Here is an 18,210-nt window from a genome sequence, read left to right as displayed (position 1 = left end):
GAGGACCTTTTCAGCGGGCCGCATTGGCAAGGTGCTCAGCGACCAACTCCATGACTTCTAGCTCCTGTTCGCGTCCTATTCCTAGGAAGGGACGCGCCGGGATGTTTCCCCAGGGGATCGGCATGAAGAACCGCTGGCCCTTCTTGTTCACGCCCATACGCGCCCCGAACTCGCCCGCCTCGGCGCCGAACTGCTGGACCGCCGCGTAGATCATCTTCGAGCCCCATTCGACGCTGTCGCCGCTGGCCTCGTAGCTGATCGTTCCGGAGAGGGATTTGGTCGGGCCAATGAGCGGCGTCGGACCCGGCGTGTCCTTGCGTCTGGCATAGGCGTCCATCGTCGATTGCTTGCGCGGTGCCCACTTCTTGCCGTCCGGGCTCTCGGCATCGGCGAAGTTATCCTTCGTGCTCTTCACCATGTACTCGCCGATATCCTGCATCAGCGGAGACAGGTCCGAGAGAGCGTCCGAGACGCGCTTCAGAGCGGCCGAGATTTCGTTTGTGGTGAGATCGACGCGGATCATTGCGCCTCCCTACCCGAGCCGATCGAGAAGCTCGCGCAAGGCGCGTGCCAGCTCAGTGTCCTCGAACCGCTCCAGCAGCTCCTGCAGGAAGGGCCGCGCGAGCTCGGGAGGCAGCGCCACAGCCTTTTCGCCCGCGAGCCTGATGATCTCCTCGACCGTGTTCGCCCCTGGTGCGTAGCCCCAGCCCTTGCCGACGCCCTGCGGCTCGCCGGTCTTCGGATCGATCGACTTCCAGTCATCGGGCAGCGCCTTGTCGGGATCGCCGCCCAGACGCCGCACGCCGGCGGCGGTCCTGGCGCCCGAGACGTAGCAGCTGCAGCCCCAGCCATTCGGCGGGAAGCGCTCGCCCCAGAATGGATGATCCGGCGGGAGTGCGATGCCGTTCCATGCCAGGTGATTGAGCCGCGGCTCGGTTGAGCCGCCATGAAAGTAGACCCAGAGGGCGAAGTTGCCCTCGGTGAGCTGGGCATAGCGCCCCGCCATGTAGCTGGTGCGCATGTTGGTGCGGTAGATCACTCGCGTGCGCCACGCCTCGCCCACTTCGGTGCCTTCGCCGGTCCAACCGTGCCAGCCGCGCTTCTCGACGATGGCGCGGAAGTCGCGGCGGAACTCGTCAAGCGTGGTGCCCTCTGAGATCGCCTTGTCCACCGCCGTGGCGAGGTCTGCCAGCAGGTCGGCCTTGAGCGCGCCCGCCACCATGAAGCCACGATCGTGCTGGCCCTTGCGCAGATCATCCCAGCGCGACGTCGATACCAGGTTGCGCAGCCGCAGCCGGAAGGCCGCGACCTGCTGCGCGAACGGCCGGCGGAAGACGCCCGAGAGCTCAGCCATCAGCTTCCTCCGCCTCGGCCTCGATCAGAGCCCGCCCGCCGGCTTCCGCCGCGAGGAAGGCCTCGGCGAAGAGATCGGCAAGCCCATCGCTTTCGAGATCGGGATAGGCTTCGAGCAGCATGGCCTTGGCCTCATCGAGCGAGGTTGCGGCCTCGAGCATCACCTCGATCTGCTCGAGCATGCGCTCGATGTCCGGCGCGGCCTCCTGCTGCAGCCGATCCACCGAAACCCCCAGAGGCTCTGAGAGGCCCGTAGAGCGCGTTTGGGTCTGGAGGGGGGCGCGTGGTCCCGGCTGACCGAGTCGGGTATTGAATGGGTATTGAACGGCGCTCTCCGGGGGCACTGCGCCCGATCCGCCGGTCTCAGGGTGCGGCTGCGCGGCGGTTGCCGCCATCGGAGTGAGGATTTTGGCGCTCGCGGGTGCCTCGCGCATCCCGAACTTGTCGAGGACATCCGAGGCAGACACGCGAAGCCCCCGATCGATCATCGGCGCGATGGCGTCCGAGAAGGCCTTCAGGTCTTCCGGCTCAGGCCGGGCGATCCGAAGACGAGGATAGCGCTTCTGCGGACCGTACTCCAGATCGATCCAGGGCCGGATCAGATCGCGATTGAGGATTGCGGCCAGCGCCCTGCAGTCCGCCGTCTCGATGTCCTTCTGGACCTCGCGGTGCTCCTTGCCCGATCCCAGCCCGCCGGTCTCGGCGTCGGTGGTGGCGGTCTGGCCGAGCACGGCTTTCGAGATCTGCTTGTCGAGCCAGTCCGCGCGCCGCTCGTAGTGGTCGGTCGACGAGCCGATGCTTTTCGCCTCGACGAACTCGATCATCATGCTGTCGGGGATGATCGCTGCACAATCGCCGCCGATGTTCGCCACGGCCCGGAAAAGCGTGTCCTGATCCTTCTGATCGGCGCCCGGGCCGTACTTGCCGATGCGGATCGGCTGGCCATAGGTCTGGGTGAAGATCGCCCAGTCGCGCTGGGTGTAGGCCTTGAACATCCAGTTCCAGGTCGCGAGCCGCGCAAGACCGCTGCGCAGCGCCAGGCCGCTCTTGGCCGCGATCCGAGCATGGATGAACTTGAAGGCCTCCATCTCCTCTTCCTGGCCGGTCTCCCCGATCATCATCGGAGTGGAAAGATCGTGCCTCGCGAAGCGGAACCAGCGCGGGTCGCGGTACTCGAGCCGCTCGGGCATCCACTGCCCCATGGACGTATCCCAGATGATCTCGGTGAAGCTGTAGCCCTTCCCGATCGCGTCGAGGATATGGAAGGTTTCGTCGGCGAGCTCGTCCCGATCGAGCCAGTCGCGCACCATCTGCGCCATCTCGAGATCATGCGAGGTCTCGCCGCCATCCTCGACTGTCATCTCCACCTGGCTGACCGAGCGCTTCCGGGTCGCGATCACGCCGGCGTAGTGCGGATCGCGCTCCTCGATCGTCTCGGCGAGCTCGAGGTAACGGATCGGATCGCCCGCATCGGCCTCGCGCAGGATCACCGCCAAACGGTCGGGCGTGAGCCCGTTACCGGGATAGCCCGAGATGGGCGAGCGCACGCCGCTGAGTGTCGGCGCTGAGACCTCCTTACGGAGCTCGGCACGCTTCACCGGGCGCCCCCACTGGTCGACGAGCTGGGGTCGGTTCACCATCTCAAATGCCTCCTCTCAGGCCAGCGCCGAGCGGCTGGCGGTACCAGGGGCGCGGCGCGTACGCTTCATCCGGCACATCGCCGGCCGAGGTCGGGGCGCTGACCGCGCGGTAGTCGTATTGAACCCAGCGCATGCGGCTGGCGAAGTGCGCCAGGGCAAGGCCGATGGCATAGTCGCCGTGGCGCTTCAGGCCCTTCTCGCCAGTGCGCACTGGCGGCACGCGCGGCACACCGCGGAGTTCGCGGACGATGCGCAGGTCGGTGACGTGATCGTCGCTTGGGCCGAGCCAGAGCGTGCCGTCTTCGAAGGCCTTCTTCAGCGGCGGCATGTGCTGGCGATACCAATCCTCGGAGAACTTGATGGCCCAGATCAGCCCGCCGCTGTCTTCGTTCTCGCGGAGGCCGAAGCGCCGGCCCATCTCTTCGGCCACGATCCAGCCCATGCCGGTAGCGTCGAAGGCCGCACCCAGGAGCCGCGGCCGGACGGAGGAGAGCACGTCGCCGACGATGGCGATCTGCTCTTGGCCGGGCACGTTGCGCAGCTCGATGGAGAGCGCCTCGCGGCGATGCAGGTTCTTCTCGATCGAGAGCAGCGAGAGCACCGAGAGGTCGGCCACGCGTGCGAAGTCGAAGCCCGCCGCATAGTGCGGCTCGAGGTCCAGGAGCGAGAGTGCCGCCTCGAGCTCAGCCATGAAGGGCCGCATCAGCTCCGCCCGGTCGGCATCGGTGCGCTGAAGGTAGTCGCCGGGCAGCTCGAGCGTCAGCACCGGGGCCTCGGCCGTCATGCGCGCCTCGATCAGCGGGGCCGAGAGCCAGACGCCAGAGCCCGCCTTGGGGATGCAGTGCAGCTCCTCGTCGGCGTCCTGGCCGTAGAAGGCCATGATGCTGTCGATCCACGCCTGCTTCGCCTCGGCGGTGTCCGACTTACCGGTGGTCAGGGCGATGCGCTCGTAAAGCCCGTCTTCAATGGCGTCTTCAAAGGTGACCGTGACCACCTCGCCCGCGCGCTCGCCCGAGCGGATGTCGCGCACGAGCAGGTTGAAGGGGTTGTCCGCGCCATCGTGGGTCGAGATGACCAGCACCTTGCCGCCCCACATCAGCAGCGCCATGGCGGCCTTCAGCAGCTCGGCGAGCTCGTCGTGGAACGCGGCCTCGTCGAAGATGACAAAGCCCTGGCGACCGCGCAACGAGCGCGGCTTGGAGGTCAGCGCGACGATCTCGTAGCCGGAGGCGAACTTGATCCGGAAGGCGTTGATGTCTTTGTCCTCGCCGCCCTCGCCCTGGTCCTTGAAGAGGAACTCCTCGACGCCCGAGGCCGCGGGAATGAAGGCCCGCGCCCACATGGCGCAGGTGTCGATGAACTCGCGCGCCATATCGAGGTTGTAGCCGATGTAGAGCACATCCATGCCCCCGGCCGCGCGCTGCGAGCCGGCGGTGAGCGTGGCGTCGGCCGCCACCGCCCAGGTCATCCCGATCCGGCGCGACTTCTCGCAGACCACCAGCTGGGTGACCGCCGTGGTGGCGAGTAGCTTCGCCTGGTAGCGCAGGAGCACGGCCGGAAGTCCGCGCGATGCGTCGAGTGCCTCGGGCAGCGTCTGCCGGCTCTCGGCCCGCAGCTCGTCCCATTCGGCGTCGGTGAGAGCTTCCGCCATCACTTGCCCCGCTTGCGTGAATAGCGCGTGATTTTCCGCGCCCGCTTCTGCGCCTGGCGCGCCTTGCGCTTGGCGGGATCAGTGACCCGAGGCTCCGCGCGCCGCGGCGCAAAGCTCGGGCGGATCGGCGCGTGATCGGAGATCAGGAAGGCCGCGAGACTCTGGAACATGCGCCGCATCAGCAGACCTCCCAGTAGCCGCCGCGCAGCCAGCCATGCCAGTGGCCCTCCACGTTGACAGAGGGCTTCAAGGTCGGATCAACGCGGTTTCCATCCCAGTGCCAGGACGGCGCGTGGATGTTCGGCTTGAAACCCTCGCCGACGGTGATCCGGTTCTGCGCGCCACAGCCGCAGGGGCAGAAGAAGAGAAGCGTGCCCTGCTCGTTCGGGTGATCCACGTGGTTGGTGAAAAGCACGCTGCCAGACACGCGACCTTTGCGGAACTCGCCGATGTCGGCAAAATGGATGGCGCGGATCATGCTTGCACTCCGAGGATTTGCGACTTGATGCCCGCGACCGTCGCGGCGGTGAGCCCGAGTTGCCGAGCGTTCTGTTCGATGCTCTCGGCAGCCTCTTCTTTCGCCAGGCGCGAGACGCGGGCGCGCTCGTCGGCGAGAAGCTTCTCGCGCATGCCCGAGCTCGACATGAGGTCCTTGAGCATGCGGCCGAGGTTCATCAGGTCCTTGGGCTCGAGGTGTCCGTCGTCTTCGCGCACGGCCTGCATCATGTGGACGGCGGAGGTGGCGATCATCTGCATGAGGACCTTGTGCATCTCGCCCTCGGCCTCGATGTCCATGTCGGAAAGCAGCGTCTCGGCGAGCGAGAAGGCCTCGCGCTGGTCCTTCAGGGCCTTGGAAAACTTGCCGACGGCCGTCTTGCCGACGCTGAGCTCGAGCCCCTGCTCCTGCAGCCGGAAGTTTAACTCCTCGGTGACCGAGACAATGTCGCCGAAGCCGCGGGCTTCCAGCGCCTCACGCAACCAGGTGCGCAGCTCCTCGGGCATGAGGTCCAGTTTGGCGGGGACCGGCATGGCTCACGCCCCCGGCCGGGGGCGCTGGACGCCGGGGTAGGTCACGATTCCCTGCGCCACCTCGATACCGCGCACGGTGGCCGTGGCGATGATGAAGCCCGAGAGGTCCTCGCTGGTCAGCAGCCCCTGCTCCTCGAGCCAGCGGATTTCGCCGGCGACCTGGTCGCGGGTGTAGCCGATGCCAAGCCGGCGCAGCAGGTCGGTCATCATCGACACGTTGGAGGTGTAGCGCGGCGCGTCTTCGAGCAGACGCAGAATGGCGATGCGGGCATGCTCGCGCAGTTCGTCAGCGTAGCTCATCCCTTTTGTCCTTTCAGAAGGTGGTCTTCTTGGCGGGCAACGACGAGTTCGAGCCGCTTGATGATTTCTTGCTGGCCGCCCATGTGGGCATCCATGCGCTCCATGTTCCCGTTGAGCCGCGCGAGCATGAGCTGCAGCTCGTGGATGTCGTCGCGGGTGGGCAGGATGCGGATCGACTGCTCCAGCGCCTGGATGCGGAGCTCGTGCCGATCCATGCGTTTCGAGCCCACCTCGAACCGCTCGTCGTTCCCCTTCTGCCGATTGGCAAAGAAGGCGTAGACCATCGCGCCGATCGACAGGCCGAAGGAGGCGAGCTTCATGAAGAGGTCGAGATCAATCACCACGTCGGGCCGCTCCCGGGCGGCGTCCGCCTTTCAAACGAGCTGCCCTCCGAGATCGGGCAGGAGATGCCGGTTGCGGTGGTAAGCAGGATGGTCCAGGTCCCGGCTTCCGAGACGAAGAGCTCCATCATCCGCTCGTCTCCGGTGAGCCCGATCGCGCGAGGTTCCTCACCGAAGACCTCGCTCAGCATCTCGACCATCGTACCGCGCGGCGCGCAGGCTTCGAACTCCTGCGCCAGGGCGGCGGTGAGGCTCAGCGCCACCGCGATCAGCGCAAGGGTAAAGACCAGGGCCGCTCGGCCGAGGGCGCGCATCATGCCGCACCCCCTTTCCCGCCCCAGCGGGTGGAGACGAAATCCTTGAAGGTGTGGCCGCCCATGTAGAGCGTCATGTAGAGGGCGGTGAGCTGGAACAGCACCCAGAGGTCGGGCTGCGGCAACGCGATCTTGAAGATGGCGTTGGCGACGTGCAGCAAGACTATTGCCCAGACCCAGAGGAAGCCGAGCACATACATGCCCGCCGGGCGCCAGGCGCGCATCCAGACCGGATCGCCCGCCTCCGCCTTCAGCGCTGCGAGCTGGTATTCGAGCCCCTGCGTGTAGAGCGCGACCCGCTCACCGAGCGTGGCTTCAGCCTCGATTATCGCCGTCTCGACACGCCCCGGATCAGACTGTGCCAGCCCCTCGATCTCCTCGGGCGCAACCCCGAGCTGGCCGGCGATCTCCGCCAGCACGTTGGCGACCAGGTCGGCGTTACCAGCGCCGATGCGCTTGGCGAGGACCTGCTCGATAAGCGGCGCGCCGATCGAGCCGGCAAGCGAGATGAGAGCGGACGCGGACATGTCAGAACCTCCGAAGGATGCGGGAAATGCCGGGGAAGATGCGCTGGAGCTTCGCGGCCAGGACGTCGCGGTACTGCCAGGCGCGCCATAGCGCCCAGGCGAGGATCAGCGCGCCGGCCGCCCAGGGCAGCCACTCCGCGATCGGCAGCGCGTCGAGGCCGGGGGCCTGGGGCGCAGCGACGGAGCCGCCGCCGCCCACCGCCGCCGCAGCGACGTCGGCCTTGGCCTTCTCGATCGCATCGAGGCGGCGCTGCAGTGTGCTGAGAGTGGCCTTGCCTATGACCGCATCGACGGTCAGGTCGTGATCGCGCTGGAACTTCACGACTGCGGCGGCGCGGATGGCAGAAGGCTCGCTGCCGGGCTCGTAACCAAGGGTGCGGAAAGCCGCATGGATGTCCGCAAGCTCGATGCGAGTCAGCGGCAGCACGACGCTGGCATTGATGGCAGACGCGCCGGGGTTCACCGCACCTGCGTAGAGCCCGCTGCGGATCACCAGGTACTCTTCGTGACGGCGGCGTTCGAGCCCAGGCAGCACCTTACCGCCGCCCTTGTTCCAGAGAGCGAGGCCGCTTTCGACCAGCGCCCAGCTCTTCATCAGCCAGGACTTGACCCAGCTCGCGCGCGAGATCGCGCCGGTGTTCCAGTGAAAGCTGATGCCGCCGTCGAACTCGTGCTGCTCTGCACAGGGCATGGCGAGGCGCACGGCGGGCTCGTAGTTGCGCGAGAGCGCCTCGGCCAGCAGCTTCGAAGCCTCGGCCTCGGTGATCTTCATGCCCGCCTTGGGCTTGACCACGCCCGACGCGGCGGTGAGCCCGGCGCCGATGGTCCAGACCCCGACGGGGTCACGGTAGGCTTTCAGGACGACACCTTCATGCCGCTCCAGAAACGCGATGCCTTTTTGTGATGTCTGCATTCTGACCTCGGACGGAGTTCATGGCGGACGTGACCGCCGACTTCCGTGTCAGAATGGCTCTTGAAGGGTGCCCCAAGACATTCGCACGCGTGGTGCGGGGTAGTCTTGTAGGCGGGTCAGAAAAGGGAGAGTTGGGAGGCGTTTCCGCCGGGACCGCGCATCCATTGGCGGATGGTCTTGTCGGTCACGCCCACTTTGCGCGCGGTTCGCGCTTCTGACAAGCCCTGGGCGCGCAGCACCATGGCAAGCCACCGCTTAGGGCGCGGCACCCGGGCGCTCATCCGGTGCTCCTGCCCCTTCAGCGCCTTGAGTTTCTCGGCGCCGAGGAAGCGCTCGACCTCGCCGCGCCCACCGGCGCGGTCGGGCAGATAAACGGCCGTGCCGCCGAACTCCAAAAGGAACTCGACGGCGAGATCGAAGCCCAGGGCCTCGATATAGGGCTCGACATGAGCCGGGGCGCGGGGCAGCTCAATCATCGTCACGAACCCGCGGGCCGCGGCGCTTGGGCCGGCCGCGTTCGGGGCGGGACGCACGGCGGACCGTCGACACGATGCCGCTTTCACCGATGCGGTAGCTGAAGCCGCCCAATGTCACGCCGCTCGCCCGTTCGGCGCCCGCGAGAGCGGCATCGACGCGCCGACCAATGTCGCGACGCACGCCCTCGACGTCCATGCCTTCCACGCGCTCGAGGTAGCGCAGCACGGCGTGATCCGAGACAGGGTGCCGCGGCTTTTTCATTTGCGCAGCCCCGACCAATCGAAGTCGATCGAGGCGCGCTTGCCCCACGACATCAGCGCCTGCAGCACATCGTCGATCTGCTGCCACTCGCGCAGCATGTCGACATCCGCCGGCACCATGCCCCAGCTTTTCTCGAAGCGGACGCGGATGAAGGCGTTGAGCCCGGCCCGATCGGGACGCTCGAGCTCGCCCGCCTCGCCGAGCTTGCGCCAGATCACATGGATCAGCCGCAGGTCAGCGCGCGGGGCCGGCTTGCGCTTGCCGGCCTTGCGCTGCTCGGGCTTGAAGCCATCCTGTTTCAAGCGGTTCACCACCAGCTTCAACTCGGCTTCATTCATCTGCGACAGGCTGGCCTTGCCGGTCACCGCCAGCTGCAGGCCGCGCCGCGCCTCGCTGTCGAGGCCGAGCTCACGGCAGCCAACGTGGATCATGCGTTGCAGGGATCGCGTCATCACATGCCCCCCATGATCAGCGCCAGCATGGCCATGGTGAGAAGCGCGGCGCCGACGACCGCAAAGCGCGCCTGGCGCTTGCTGACCGCGCCCTGCTCCCACCCCGAAAGGGTGTAGCCGGCGTACATCGCCGCCCACACCGTCGCGCCCAAAAGAAGCGCACCAAGAACCCAGAGCACCATCCCGCGCTCCCTCAGACGCTGGCCAGATCGAGCGAGATCGGCGAGCGGTCCCCGGTCTCAGGGTCGATCTCGTAGAAGCGCACGTAGGTCTTGGAGCCCGACACGCGCACGGCGTCCGAGATCGCGTCCATGGCGCGCTTCCACTCGGCATCCTCGATCGACAGGCGGCGCAGGCCGAGCACGCGCTGCGTGTCGATCCGCCCCGCCTTGTTGACCTGGAAGGCGTCGAGCACGATGACGCGCAGGTTGTCATCGCTGTGCTGGGCCCACCGCTCGATGCAGTTGTCGATCAGCTCCTTCGCCGCCTTCAGCTGCGGGCCGAAGGTGATGTGCTCGGAGACCGCGACCTGCAGCTCGAGCGAGCCATCAAAGCTGCGCAGGGTCATGTTGCCCTTTGCGCCGCCCTTGATAGCGCCATAGAGCGACGCGACCTCAGCCTGGAACGCCTCGGCCTCGCCCATCGCGAGCGCCTTCAGCTTGGCCAGCTCCCCGCTCGTCGAACGCGCCAGCGCGGCCATGCGGCGGACCAGATCATCCTCGAGCTTGTCTTCGGGCTTCACCTTGGCCTCGGGGATCAGCTCCCCTCGACCGTTCTTCATATAGCCTTCGGGAATTGTCGGCTGTGCGGTCATGTCAGGTCTCCTTCGTGGCCTTTGGCCATCTTCTCGGTGTCGTTGCGGGGGCAGCGATTGCAGGCGCGGAACATCTGCACGTAGAGGCTGTTGACGTTCTCGAAGTCGCGCGACTTCTTGCGCCACTTCCGGCAGGTCTGCTTGCCGATGTCGCCCAGGGCCGGGCATGCAATGGTCTCGGACATGAGCGCACCGCGCACCACATCCTCGATCGCCTGCATGTCGGCCGGGTACTTGTTGCGCAGAACCTTCGAGATCATCGCGGTGCTGCGCTCAAGCCGTTTCGCCGTCTGGTTCTGGCTCGTGCGATCGCATTCGACCGCCAGCGCTTCGATCCAGTCGGGGCAGCTTTCCCCCCATGCTTCGCGGGCCGTTGCCAGGACACTCATCGCGCCACCTCCCGGTCTGCCGGCATGAACCGGTTGTCGTTGGGATCGAAGATGCCGGTGAGCTGGCGTGTGCGCGGGGCAAGCGGACCGGTATCCCGGATGAGCCGGTACCGCGGCTCGCGGCGACCGGGGATCGCGGTCTCGCGCACCTTCAGGTAGTCGGCGCTCAGCATCTGGCGGCAGTAGGCCCGCGCCTTGTCGAGCGTCACCTCGACGCCGCCGGCATTGGAGTGCGCGGCGAGATCGGTCGGGGTGAAGGTCACCAGGCGGCGCATGGTGCGCCACATGTTGCCCTCTGGCGTCGCCTGCCGATCCGTCGCCGCGCGGGGCGGCAGAACCGGAATGGCGCGGGCGGCGCTGACGAAGAGCTTGCGCTGCTGCTCGTCGCGGCGGCTGAGGCGGATGCGGCCAGTCTGCTGCCAGCGGCGCACGAAGGCCTGCGCCGTGTGCTGGGCGATGCCCTTGGCGGTCAGGTCAGTCCAGTGGAACTCGGGCAGGCTTTCAACCATGCCCCAGGCGTGCTTCTCCATGTCGGAGCGGAAGTCGGTAGTGAAGTCGGTAGTCATGCGGATTTTGCCTTCCCGCGCAGAGCGCTGACCGTGCTGGGACGGAAGTCATCGACACGCCGGACCTCGGGCGGCTGGCCGGTCTGGAAGGCACGATCCCCCCAGAAGGCGCGCGTGGCCACGGTGGTGCCGCGGGTGCGTGCCAGCTCCTGCACGCGCGCGAGGTTGGTTGCCACCCGGCGGATCGATCCGTTCGAAGCCTCGACGATTGCCGAGAGCAGCTCGGTCTCGACCTCGACGCCGCGGCAGTAAATCTCGCAGAGCTTCTCAGCGTCCGAGAGGTTGCACGGCAGCGCTGCTTCCCAGGCGAGCTGGCGGTTGTGGATGTTCTCCCACCGGGTCAGTTCCTGCGGCAGCTTCTCTTCACCCACGAGGATCACCGTGGCCTGGCTGCTCTCGTAGATGTCGCGGGTCAGCTCGATCATGCGCTTGCGCAGCAGGTACTGTGCGTCGTCGATGATCAGCGGCCGCTCAGTGCGCGCAAGCTGCGCGCCGATGGCGTCGACCATGGCGGCAACCCCGCCACGGACGTTCGGCAGTCCGATTTCCCGCAGGATGGCCTGCGCGAGATAGGTCGGTGTCCAGCAGTCTTTGACCTGGACACAGTGTGCCTGGAACTCATTGGACGCGAAGGTCACGGCGGTGGTTTTGCCCCACCCGCTCGGACCATAAAAGGTTGCCATGCCCGGAAGGCCAAAGGTCCTGGTCTGTACCCTTTCGACCAGGCTGACCAATGCTGCGACGTTGCGCAGAGGTGCGATGGACGGCGTCATGCTCTACTCCTCTTTACCCTTACTTGTCGTTTTTCCCGAGGCGTCGATGCACGCGTACGAAGCCCCGGTATTCTGCTGATTGCTGGTATTCGGCGAGCCAATCGGACTGCGCCGGCGTGAGAGCTTGCTCGTTGGCAAGCATTGCTTCGAGCTCGAGAGCCCGGGCAAATCTGGTTTCGGGATCGTCGTCGGGCGCGGCCTGTGCGGCGCGACGGCTGGAAAGACGGGTGACCTGCGCCTCGAGGCGCTCGTCGGCCTCGCGCTGCTCGGCGCTCGGCTGGCGGCGGCGCAGGCCTGAAGGGGCCTTCGGATGCGGCGCCACCAGCTTCACCACCTCTGCCTCGGGCAGCTCGTCCCCGACGATCTTGCCAGCGGCCTTGAGGCGCGCTGCGATCTCGGCGGCGCTGAACTCCTTCTCGGCCTTCGCAGCCTCGCGGGCAGTGCGCACGAACTGGTTGCGCTTGCGCGCCACGTCGCGCGCCGCCTGCACGTCGAGGAAGTCGCCCTTCTCGAGGCAGGGCGCGTGGCCGAGGTAGGAGCCGCTGAGGTCATAGACGTGCAGCCCGGCATGGAGCTTGTCGCCATCGAAGCGCGCGACCACCTTCTGGCCGGCGATGCGGTACATCCACTCGCCCCAGTAGCGCGAGCCATGCAGTTTGAGCTCGCCATTTTTGGTGGCGGCGCGAAGGCCTTCCGCGCGCAGCAGCCAGAGGCGTCGCTGTTCGTCGGTGGCACGGCGAATTGGTGCTGTCTTATATCCCTCGTTGAACACGTCGTTGAACGACCTGCCAAAGGCCACTTCACTGCGGCGCCCGGTGCGAGCGTTGTGCTTCTCGACCTCGCGCTCCATCACCTCCCGGAACGCTTCGAGCGGGATGGCGCGGTTGCCATAGTTCTCCGGCTTCGCGTCGGGCTTGTTGCCGGTATAGGCGCCCTCGAAAGCCGGGTGCTTGGCGATGCGCGAGCAGAAGTCGCGGAAGGCCCGCTCGATAGGCTTGGACTGGCCCGAGTAAGGCGTGGCCCAATGGACCTTGACGCCCATCATGGGCAGAAGCCCCGGGATGTCCTCGTCGGTGATCTTGAAGCGGAAGCGCGTTTCCGCGCCGCCGGTGATCACCTTGGCCGCGAACTCGCGACCGTTATCGAGGAGCGCCGCCTGCGGCACGCCGAAGCGTTCGATCACGTCGCCGATCGCCAGCTGCACCGTGTGGCTGTTGGCGGTGAGGTCCAGACGCCAGGCGAGCATCTTGCCCGAGTGGACGTCCGAGAAGAACACGCCCTGCGGACGCACGGGGTCCTTCTCGCCCGGCCAGCGCACGAAGACGTCGAACTTGTGGTAGTCGCCCTGGATGCACTCCAGCGGCACCATCGCCGCCTTGTCGCGGGTCTGATGCGGGAAGGATCGGCGCAGCGCCTCGGCCCCCTTGCGGTGGTAAATCTCGGTCGGCTTGGAGACCGTGCTCTGATACCAGCGCCGCACGGTGTGGATCGGCAGGATCGGTAGGCCTTCAGCTTCGGCGATGTCCACAGCCCAATCGTAGCAGGCAGTGAACTCCGGCCCGCCCTGGCGCAGGAAGGCGCTCTTGACGATCTCGCAGAACTCCGGCGACGCAGTGACGGCGGACTTGGGCTTCTTTACCCCGCGGCGGTCAACGAGATAGGCTAGGCGATCTTCCTCGGCGATGCCGTTGATCTTCTCGAACCAGTTCCAGATTGACTTGACCGCGCTGCCCGTATTCTTGGCGGCGGACTTGACCGCCAGGCTGCGGGTGAGACCCGCCCCCTCCAGCGCTTCAACTTCCTGCAGGACCTCCAGCCGCTTGCGCGCCTTCGCCTGGGCCGCACCCGTCGCCGCCTCGAACTCTGCCCAGGCGGCGGTCCGAGAAAGGAACGGCTCCGGTACTGCCTCGCGCGGCGCGGTCAGCTGCAGCCGAGCACGCAGGGGCAGCAGCGACCAATGGTACTCCATACCGCCTCCGGCAGCACGGCGCCGGCGCACTTTGCCTGCGCGGTTCTTCCACCCTTCACGAGCGGCAAGCTCGTTGATCTTGCGCTTGGTGGTGGGAAGGCCCGGCAGCCCCGCCTCCGCGAGTTCCGCAGCACTCCACCATTCCTGCGTGGGAGTGTCAGTCATCGCTCTCCACCCCTTCCAGATCATCGCCGTCACCGATTTCCGCGAGCAGTGCTCGAACCTCGTCGAGGCGTTCTCCTAGGAAGAGCTTGCGGGAGGATTTCCGGCTGCGGTCCCAGCTGTCGAGGAGGCGCATGTATTCCTGCTCGGCAGGCCGCGGCGGCTCCGGCGCAAGGCCCTGCTCTGCCTTCCAGAGCTTGCGGGCCTTCGCAGCGTTCTTCGCGCCGCCGGCGGCGAGGGTTTCAACCACATGATACCGCTCGGCGGGCTGACCGATCTTGCCGATTTCCTGCAGATCCTTGAGGCTGACCGCACGCGGGGCGCTGCGAAGTTTGCGGACCTCATCAGGCGCGAGGCAGTCACCTGCGGCGACAATCTTGCGCACCTGTCGAGCGGACAGGCCGAATTTCTCTGCGGTCGCCGTCGAAAATGCAACGGAACTTTGTTCCGTTGCATCCCAGCGGGCATTTGCACCAGCTGCACCGCGCTTCGCTTCAGGGTGCAGTTTCTCATAGAGGCGCTTGCGTTCGGCCAGGAACACCGCAGTATCCAATGCCGTCAGCTCCGCACCCGCGAGGTTGTCGTCGATCTCCATCAGCCGCGCGAAATCATCATTGCAGGTCCAGCAGGTGACCTTGATGGTCTCCCAGCCGAGACGCTGCGCGCTGGCAAGCCGGTGGGCGCCCGCGAGGAGCACATATTCGCCGCCACGGTGTTTCACTTTGCGAACGTGGATTGGGTCCTTCATGACCCCCAGCTCTTCTATCGAAGCGATGATTGCGACTACGCCAGCGTCGGATACAGGACGAAGGCGGTCACCGATGACAATGTCGCTCACCCGCAATTCGGTGATGGTTTTCTGAACTTCTGCTGTTTCCCCAGCGTTCATTGCAGCCCCCACAGAATGAACAGGAGCGAGGTTGCAATAATCAGGAGACAAGCTCCGGAGACCGCGTCTCCCCAAATGCTATCCGAAAACCGCGCCTCTGCTTTACGAAGCTTTGACGAACTCCGACAACTCCACTGAGTTAGACGCCATAAATTTGGGCGGAACCCTCTCGAACGTTCACAAGTCGCGTCTTCCACGCATTCGGAATGAACCACCAGCATCAGGCGTCCACCGTCTGACCTGACCTCTGGCCTCAACTGAACATCGGTGGACTTCACTAGCCTGTCATTGGGAAACTTAGTCATGACCGCCTCCGAGCCACCGCTCGCATGCAGCTCGGCCGATCAACGTCTCGGGGCCACTGGAGGTCCTCGGGCCAGTTTTCATCGAACCAATTCATGGTCCTATGAAAGCGCGAGGTAGTAAGGTCGGCGATGCCTCTCCGGTACATCGCCAAACGCTTCCCGTCATTCAAAGCATAGGTGGATACTGTGGATTCCTTCAGCCCAGTATGAGCGATGTAGGCGCTCGCTATGGCCGTAATGATCGTTGTGCTCATGGCAATCTCCCGGTATCGTTACCATATACAATTATGGTATCGTTACCGATAGTCAACGAGTTTTTTTCCCGGTATCCCTACCGATGTCATGGATGCGCCTATGGAATTCATTAAGTGCGTGGAGGCTCGCCTCGAGGAGCTCGGCCTTAGGCCGTCAGCCGCAGAAGAGAAGTTTGACCTTCCGCCAGATACGATCCGGAACCTGCTCAGAAGTGCGAAAAACACCTCAAGAGCGAGTGCTGGTCCGACGCTCTCGAAGACCCAGCAAATTTGCGAAGCTCTAGGTATTGAGTTCTACTTTGGCCCACCGCGAAAAAACGCGCGCCCGCCTTCGCACCATCAAACAATCCAGTTTATCGATGAATTCACTCTTATCAGTCGAACGCTCGATATAGACCGTGACGGACCCTATGAAGGCGTGGACGCTCTAAGAGATGCTGAGACACTCGCTTTCCGAACAGACTGGCTCAATAGTATCGGCAGCTCACCCGAGCACCTCTGTTTACTCAGAAATAAAAGCTCCTTAATGGAGCCGCTAATTTGGGACGGCGACACGCTTCTGATCGACACGAAAAAGCGATCGCCCCGCACTCGCCCGATGAAAAGGCAACTGAAACATGTAGTTCATGACGAAATCTTCGTTTTGAAAGTTGATCATGAATACAGGATCATGGCGGCAAGGCGTTCAGCCTCCAACGCGATAACACTCTACCAAGAAAACCGTCGTCTATTCGATCCAGAGACGTTCTCAGGAGAAGAGGTTGAAAGGTTGCAGTTCATCGGAAAAGTCATCTGGTGGAGCCACGTCTCGGATTGATGGCAGGGCTGTCTACGGCTGGACCTTGAGCCACGCCAAGTTCGCATAAGGCCCAGTATGTTCTAGGTCATGCAAGAGGATCGCGTTTTTCACGTCGCGCACGATTGTTCAGTCGAGCAAGACCCATTTCGAGCATGGGGACGTGGTCTCACCGGCTTCCAAGTTGTAGTGGCGGTGCCGGCAGAAGGGCTGTAACCGTCGCGACATCCGCCGTCAGACCTAGCACTACAGTCCCTGTGAAGAAGCCGCGTCGCGCCCACATAAGCAACCGCTCAAGGTGGGTTTGATGCTTCTTGTCCATCTCAGCAAATTCGGCTGCAAAGTTCGCGATGACCTCCCTCACCCGCATTCGGAGGTCAGCGTCTGAGTAGGTATCCGCCACCTGCACTACGCGAACCACATAGTTCAACTGGATCAGCAACGTTCTCTTTGCGTAATCGCCGAGGTCCCAATTCTTTACTTCGGCAATTAGGGCTTCGGTTTCGCCGACCATGTCTTCACGCGAGGCCATTTCAGCTGCCAGAATACCGGCATTCTCCAGCTGTTCCGCAATGTTCAGAAACCGTTCAACATGAATGTCGTGAACAAGGGGACCGGTGGTGTTACCGCTTCCCCGCTTCGCCAAGCTATTCAGCACAGCGCGTTGAGAATCGTCCAAACGCTGCAGCAAACTGGCTGCGTGATTTTCTCTCGTAAACTCCGCCCTAAGAATCTCATCCCGAGTATCGCGCACCAGATTGACTACTGAGGAGATAAGCTCGGCAAAATCGCTAACCTCGGCGCCTTCCAGTGCCTTGACGCTGGGTTGCCGAGTGAATGCGACGTTCGCTCGACTCACGAGGTCGAAGAGTTTCCTTGCCGCCACATCAGTCATCTATGCACCCTCACTCGTTCTCAGAATAGTATCATCGCCACGACTGGCGAACCGGTGGCACTTGTATAACGCCATCCTTCACAAGTTCCAGAGAAGTAGAATGCGCCCAGGCCGCCCCCTCGGACCGGTGCATACTCAAGTTCCTTCCGGGCACCCAGCGTCGCCCAAAGCGGCGTTCGACGCCCGGCCGATGAAGCAGGGGGCACATGAGATACTAAGTCGCAAGGGAATGTGGTTGGGCAACAGTCGACGGCTCGACTAAGCCCGACCTTGAAGCTGTTGCTCATTGACGTCATCTACGTAATATCCAGCTCCTACAGTGAAGCGAAACAACGTTAATTCTACCGTAGAAGCGTTGCGCAGGCCGAGGAAGCGTTATGAGTTTGGCAGACGACATCAAGAACAAAGCATCTTCCACCTTCGCTACAGCTTGGGAGACGCGCAAAGGGCAGAAGGTGCCTGCCCCGCAAGACCTGAAGTTAAGTAACGAAGCCATCCACTTTGAACGCGCGACCGTGCTCTACGCCGACCTGGATCAGTCCACGTCGCTTGTTGAAGAAAAGAAGTGGGAATTTTCAGCTGAGGTCTACAAGACTTATCTTTACGCTGCTTCCAGACTAATCAACGACGCCGGAGGTACGATCGTCTCCTATGACGGCGACAGAGTGATGGGCGTCTTCGTTGGTGGACGGCAATGCAACGACGCAGTCCGCTGCGCTCTTAAGATCAACTACGCGGTGAAGAAATACGTCCAGACAGAGCTGAAGGGCGTCTACAAGAACAGCTCCTATAATGTTAAGCACGTCGTCGGCATCGACACATCAGAACTGCGGGTCGCTCGCACCGGCGTACGCGGCGACAATGATCTCGTATGGGTGGGAAACGCAGCGAACTTGGCCGCAAAACTCACTGCAGAAAGTGCTGATTACGCGACGTGGATCACCGACAGGGTATACGATTATTTGGATGACGCCCAGAAGCTTTCGAAAGGGACCAACATGTGGAGGTCATGGCAGTGGTCCGCGCACAACAACGACAAGGTTTACTCTTCGACCTATTGGTGGGAGTTCTAAGGTTTGAGTATGCTTAACAGATTTCTTGGTAACGACGGTAAACGTTGGCGGGTAGACGCCCTCCGAG

General features: G+C 64.0%; 25 protein-coding genes. 2 read left to right on the top strand and 23 right to left on the bottom strand.

What is annotated here, in order from left to right; translation table 11 throughout:
- Positions 1-10 precede the first annotated feature (10 nt).
- The 22 genes from CEW88_RS04905 to CEW88_RS04800 form a co-directional block, all read right to left on the bottom strand.
- Positions 11-523, bottom strand: coding sequence for a phage virion morphogenesis protein (locus CEW88_RS04905; protein WP_108964946.1), 513 nt, complete (start codon positions 521-523; stop codon positions 11-13).
- A 9-nt stretch (positions 524-532) separates the two neighbouring features.
- The gene (locus tag CEW88_RS04900) at positions 533-1,354 is read right to left on the bottom strand and encodes a phage head morphogenesis protein (RefSeq protein ID WP_108964945.1); all 822 of its coding nucleotides are present in this window, start codon (positions 1,352-1,354) and stop codon (positions 533-535) included.
- Complete coding sequence (locus CEW88_RS04895) at positions 1,347-2,993, bottom strand: DUF935 domain-containing protein (RefSeq protein WP_108964944.1); 1,647 nt, start codon at positions 2,991-2,993, stop codon at positions 1,347-1,349. The genes CEW88_RS04900 and CEW88_RS04895 overlap by 8 nt, the downstream gene beginning before the upstream one ends.
- A 1-nt stretch (position 2,994) precedes the next feature.
- Positions 2,995-4,644, bottom strand: a complete 1,650-nt coding sequence (locus CEW88_RS04890) for a terminase large subunit domain-containing protein (protein ID WP_108964943.1) — start codon at positions 4,642-4,644, stop codon at positions 2,995-2,997.
- A complete protein-coding gene (locus tag CEW88_RS04885) occupies positions 4,644-4,823 on the bottom strand; it encodes a hypothetical protein (protein ID WP_108964942.1) in 180 nt (59 codons plus the stop codon). Before CEW88_RS04885 ends, CEW88_RS04890 begins: the two co-directional genes overlap by 1 nt.
- Complete coding sequence (locus CEW88_RS04880; protein ID WP_108964941.1) at positions 4,823-5,122, bottom strand: DUF6527 family protein; 300 nt, start codon at positions 5,120-5,122, stop codon at positions 4,823-4,825. The genes CEW88_RS04885 and CEW88_RS04880 overlap by 1 nt, the downstream gene beginning before the upstream one ends.
- Complete coding sequence (locus CEW88_RS04875; protein WP_108964940.1) at positions 5,119-5,673, bottom strand: phage protein Gp27 family protein; 555 nt, start codon at positions 5,671-5,673, stop codon at positions 5,119-5,121. Before CEW88_RS04875 ends, CEW88_RS04880 begins: the two co-directional genes overlap by 4 nt.
- Positions 5,674-5,676: 3 nt before the next feature.
- Positions 5,677-5,973, bottom strand: coding sequence for a VpaChn25_0724 family phage protein (locus tag CEW88_RS04870; protein WP_108964939.1), 297 nt, complete (start codon positions 5,971-5,973; stop codon positions 5,677-5,679).
- Entirely contained in the window at positions 5,970-6,317 is a 348-nt protein-coding gene (locus CEW88_RS04865) for a DUF2730 family protein (RefSeq protein WP_254694439.1), read from the bottom strand. Before CEW88_RS04865 ends, CEW88_RS04870 begins: the two co-directional genes overlap by 4 nt.
- On the bottom strand, positions 6,311-6,631 hold the full coding sequence (locus CEW88_RS04860) for a hypothetical protein (protein ID WP_254694438.1): 321 nt from the start codon (positions 6,629-6,631) through the stop codon (positions 6,311-6,313). The genes CEW88_RS04865 and CEW88_RS04860 overlap by 7 nt, the downstream gene beginning before the upstream one ends.
- The gene (locus tag CEW88_RS04855; RefSeq protein ID WP_108964938.1) at positions 6,628-7,155 is read right to left on the bottom strand and encodes a hypothetical protein; all 528 of its coding nucleotides are present in this window, start codon (positions 7,153-7,155) and stop codon (positions 6,628-6,630) included. The genes CEW88_RS04860 and CEW88_RS04855 overlap by 4 nt, the downstream gene beginning before the upstream one ends.
- 1 nt (position 7,156) lies before the next feature.
- Positions 7,157-8,068: a glycoside hydrolase family protein gene (locus CEW88_RS04850; protein WP_108964937.1), complete on the bottom strand. Its 912-nt coding sequence runs from the start codon at positions 8,066-8,068 to the stop codon at positions 7,157-7,159.
- A gap of 116 nt (positions 8,069-8,184) precedes the next feature.
- Positions 8,185-8,544, bottom strand: coding sequence for a helix-turn-helix domain-containing protein (locus CEW88_RS04845; RefSeq protein ID WP_108964936.1), 360 nt, complete (start codon positions 8,542-8,544; stop codon positions 8,185-8,187).
- The gene (locus CEW88_RS04840; RefSeq protein WP_159099556.1) at positions 8,537-8,770 is read right to left on the bottom strand and encodes a hypothetical protein; all 234 of its coding nucleotides are present in this window, start codon (positions 8,768-8,770) and stop codon (positions 8,537-8,539) included. Before CEW88_RS04840 ends, CEW88_RS04845 begins: the two co-directional genes overlap by 8 nt.
- Positions 8,771-8,802: 32 nt before the next feature.
- Positions 8,803-9,258 carry a gp16 family protein gene (locus tag CEW88_RS04835; protein ID WP_108964934.1) on the bottom strand — a complete coding sequence of 152 codons (456 nt, stop codon included), beginning with the start codon at positions 9,256-9,258 and terminating at the stop codon, positions 8,803-8,805.
- Positions 9,258-9,440: a hypothetical protein gene (locus CEW88_RS04830; protein ID WP_108964933.1), complete on the bottom strand. Its 183-nt coding sequence runs from the start codon at positions 9,438-9,440 to the stop codon at positions 9,258-9,260. Before CEW88_RS04830 ends, CEW88_RS04835 begins: the two co-directional genes overlap by 1 nt.
- Positions 9,441-9,451: 11 nt before the next feature.
- Complete coding sequence (locus tag CEW88_RS04825) at positions 9,452-10,072, bottom strand: DUF3164 family protein (protein ID WP_108964932.1); 621 nt, start codon at positions 10,070-10,072, stop codon at positions 9,452-9,454.
- Positions 10,069-10,461: a hypothetical protein gene (locus CEW88_RS04820; RefSeq protein WP_108964931.1), complete on the bottom strand. Its 393-nt coding sequence runs from the start codon at positions 10,459-10,461 to the stop codon at positions 10,069-10,071. Before CEW88_RS04820 ends, CEW88_RS04825 begins: the two co-directional genes overlap by 4 nt.
- A complete protein-coding gene (locus CEW88_RS04815; protein WP_108964930.1) occupies positions 10,458-11,027 on the bottom strand; it encodes a hypothetical protein in 570 nt (189 codons plus the stop codon). The genes CEW88_RS04820 and CEW88_RS04815 overlap by 4 nt, the downstream gene beginning before the upstream one ends.
- The gene (locus CEW88_RS04810; RefSeq protein WP_108964929.1) at positions 11,024-11,800 is read right to left on the bottom strand and encodes an AAA family ATPase; all 777 of its coding nucleotides are present in this window, start codon (positions 11,798-11,800) and stop codon (positions 11,024-11,026) included. The genes CEW88_RS04815 and CEW88_RS04810 overlap by 4 nt, the downstream gene beginning before the upstream one ends.
- Positions 11,801-11,819: 19 nt before the next feature.
- Positions 11,820-13,934 carry a transposase domain-containing protein gene (locus CEW88_RS04805; protein ID WP_108964928.1) on the bottom strand — a complete coding sequence of 705 codons (2,115 nt, stop codon included), beginning with the start codon at positions 13,932-13,934 and terminating at the stop codon, positions 11,820-11,822.
- Complete coding sequence (locus tag CEW88_RS04800; protein ID WP_108964927.1) at positions 13,927-14,820, bottom strand: ParB/RepB/Spo0J family partition protein; 894 nt, start codon at positions 14,818-14,820, stop codon at positions 13,927-13,929. Before CEW88_RS04800 ends, CEW88_RS04805 begins: the two co-directional genes overlap by 8 nt.
- Before the next feature lie 659 nt (positions 14,821-15,479).
- Between CEW88_RS04800 and CEW88_RS24430 the strand changes: the two genes are divergently transcribed.
- Complete coding sequence (locus tag CEW88_RS24430) at positions 15,480-16,196, top strand: S24 family peptidase (protein WP_159099555.1); 717 nt, start codon at positions 15,480-15,482, stop codon at positions 16,194-16,196.
- Positions 16,197-16,344: 148 nt separating this feature from the next.
- Here CEW88_RS24430 and CEW88_RS04790 read toward each other — a convergent pair whose 3' ends face one another.
- Entirely contained in the window at positions 16,345-17,070 is a 726-nt protein-coding gene (locus CEW88_RS04790) for a hypothetical protein (RefSeq protein WP_108964925.1), read from the bottom strand.
- 377 nt (positions 17,071-17,447) lie between these two features.
- Here CEW88_RS04790 and CEW88_RS04785 point away from each other — a divergent pair, with 377 nt between their 5' ends.
- Positions 17,448-18,143: an adenylate/guanylate cyclase domain-containing protein gene (locus tag CEW88_RS04785; RefSeq protein ID WP_108964924.1), complete on the top strand. Its 696-nt coding sequence runs from the start codon at positions 17,448-17,450 to the stop codon at positions 18,141-18,143.
- Positions 18,144-18,210: the final 67 nt, after the last annotated feature.

Origin of the sequence: Alloyangia pacifica (genome assembly GCF_003111685.1) — a bacterium.
Lineage (GTDB): Bacteria > Pseudomonadota > Alphaproteobacteria > Rhodobacterales > Rhodobacteraceae > Salipiger > Salipiger pacificus_A.
This window is presented reverse-complemented; position numbering and strand designations above follow the sequence as displayed.

Excerpts from the sequence above, each read along its gene's own strand:
- CEW88_RS04800 (WP_108964927.1), bottom strand. The coding sequence starts at position 14,820 with ATGAACGCTGGGGAAACAGCAGAAGTTCAGAAAACCATCACCGAATTG.
- CEW88_RS04785 (WP_108964924.1), top strand. The coding sequence starts at position 17,448 with ATGAGTTTGGCAGACGACATCAAGAACAAAGCATCTTCCACCTTCGCT.
- CEW88_RS04810 (WP_108964929.1), bottom strand. The coding sequence starts at position 11,800 with ATGACGCCGTCCATCGCACCTCTGCGCAACGTCGCAGCATTGGTCAGC.
- CEW88_RS04870 (WP_108964939.1), bottom strand. The coding sequence starts at position 5,973 with ATGAGCTACGCTGACGAACTGCGCGAGCATGCCCGCATCGCCATTCTG.
- CEW88_RS24430 (WP_159099555.1), top strand. The coding sequence starts at position 15,480 with ATGGAATTCATTAAGTGCGTGGAGGCTCGCCTCGAGGAGCTCGGCCTT.
- CEW88_RS04885 (WP_108964942.1), bottom strand. The coding sequence starts at position 4,823 with ATGCGGCGCATGTTCCAGAGTCTCGCGGCCTTCCTGATCTCCGATCAC.
- CEW88_RS04905 (WP_108964946.1), bottom strand. The coding sequence starts at position 523 with ATGATCCGCGTCGATCTCACCACAAACGAAATCTCGGCCGCTCTGAAG.
- CEW88_RS04790 (WP_108964925.1), bottom strand. The coding sequence starts at position 17,070 with ATGACTGATGTGGCGGCAAGGAAACTCTTCGACCTCGTGAGTCGAGCG.
- CEW88_RS04875 (WP_108964940.1), bottom strand. The coding sequence starts at position 5,673 with ATGCCGGTCCCCGCCAAACTGGACCTCATGCCCGAGGAGCTGCGCACC.
- CEW88_RS04895 (WP_108964944.1), bottom strand. The coding sequence starts at position 2,993 with ATGGTGAACCGACCCCAGCTCGTCGACCAGTGGGGGCGCCCGGTGAAG.
- CEW88_RS04880 (WP_108964941.1), bottom strand. The coding sequence starts at position 5,122 with ATGATCCGCGCCATCCATTTTGCCGACATCGGCGAGTTCCGCAAAGGT.
- CEW88_RS04805 (WP_108964928.1), bottom strand. The coding sequence starts at position 13,934 with ATGACTGACACTCCCACGCAGGAATGGTGGAGTGCTGCGGAACTCGCG.
- CEW88_RS04820 (WP_108964931.1), bottom strand. The coding sequence starts at position 10,461 with ATGAGTGTCCTGGCAACGGCCCGCGAAGCATGGGGGGAAAGCTGCCCC.
- CEW88_RS04850 (WP_108964937.1), bottom strand. The coding sequence starts at position 8,068 with ATGCAGACATCACAAAAAGGCATCGCGTTTCTGGAGCGGCATGAAGGT.
- CEW88_RS04830 (WP_108964933.1), bottom strand. The coding sequence starts at position 9,440 with ATGGTGCTCTGGGTTCTTGGTGCGCTTCTTTTGGGCGCGACGGTGTGG.
- CEW88_RS04900 (WP_108964945.1), bottom strand. The coding sequence starts at position 1,354 with ATGGCTGAGCTCTCGGGCGTCTTCCGCCGGCCGTTCGCGCAGCAGGTC.
- CEW88_RS04815 (WP_108964930.1), bottom strand. The coding sequence starts at position 11,027 with ATGACTACCGACTTCACTACCGACTTCCGCTCCGACATGGAGAAGCAC.
- CEW88_RS04860 (WP_254694438.1), bottom strand. The coding sequence starts at position 6,631 with ATGATGCGCGCCCTCGGCCGAGCGGCCCTGGTCTTTACCCTTGCGCTG.
- CEW88_RS04845 (WP_108964936.1), bottom strand. The coding sequence starts at position 8,544 with ATGATTGAGCTGCCCCGCGCCCCGGCTCATGTCGAGCCCTATATCGAG.
- CEW88_RS04855 (WP_108964938.1), bottom strand. The coding sequence starts at position 7,155 with ATGTCCGCGTCCGCTCTCATCTCGCTTGCCGGCTCGATCGGCGCGCCG.
- CEW88_RS04825 (WP_108964932.1), bottom strand. The coding sequence starts at position 10,072 with ATGACCGCACAGCCGACAATTCCCGAAGGCTATATGAAGAACGGTCGA.
- CEW88_RS04835 (WP_108964934.1), bottom strand. The coding sequence starts at position 9,258 with ATGACGCGATCCCTGCAACGCATGATCCACGTTGGCTGCCGTGAGCTC.
- CEW88_RS04890 (WP_108964943.1), bottom strand. The coding sequence starts at position 4,644 with ATGGCGGAAGCTCTCACCGACGCCGAATGGGACGAGCTGCGGGCCGAG.